Origin of the sequence: Paraburkholderia sp. NMBU_R16, assembly GCF_013282575.1 — a bacterium.
Taxonomy (GTDB): domain Bacteria; phylum Pseudomonadota; class Gammaproteobacteria; order Burkholderiales; family Burkholderiaceae; genus Trinickia.
This window is the reverse complement of record NZ_JAAAYE010000438.1, coordinates 1-252: the sequence shown is the minus strand read 5'-3', so window position 1 is coordinate 252 and position 252 is coordinate 1. Positions and strand designations below refer to the sequence as shown.

Sequence of the window (252 nt, the reverse complement as noted above, 5' to 3'; positions counted from 1 at the left end):
GCCAGACCGGTTATAGCGCTCACCAATACACAGAAGTTGCCGCCCACTAAAGGGGTGGAAAGGATGGGTAATGCGGACAAGGTGCTCTGAGGCCACGTCAAGGTCCGCATTCCGAGGTATGTTACAAACGCCTGGAACGGGGTCGATTCGTGTGGCCGCGCGCGGACGGTGGCGTTGTGTGCCTGAGCCAAGCGCAGTTGTCGATGCTGCTCGAAGGCATCGACTGGCGCCAGCCGATACGAACGACGGATC

1 protein-coding gene is annotated in these 252 nt (G+C 59.9%); it reads left to right on the top strand.

Going from position 1 to position 252, the window contains the following annotated elements; genetic code table 11:
• Window positions 1-86: 86 nt before the first annotated feature.
• On the top strand, window positions 87-252 hold a 166-nt coding region (gene tnpB, locus GWC77_RS28745; RefSeq protein WP_173263059.1), incomplete at its 3' end, for an IS66 family insertion sequence element accessory protein TnpB.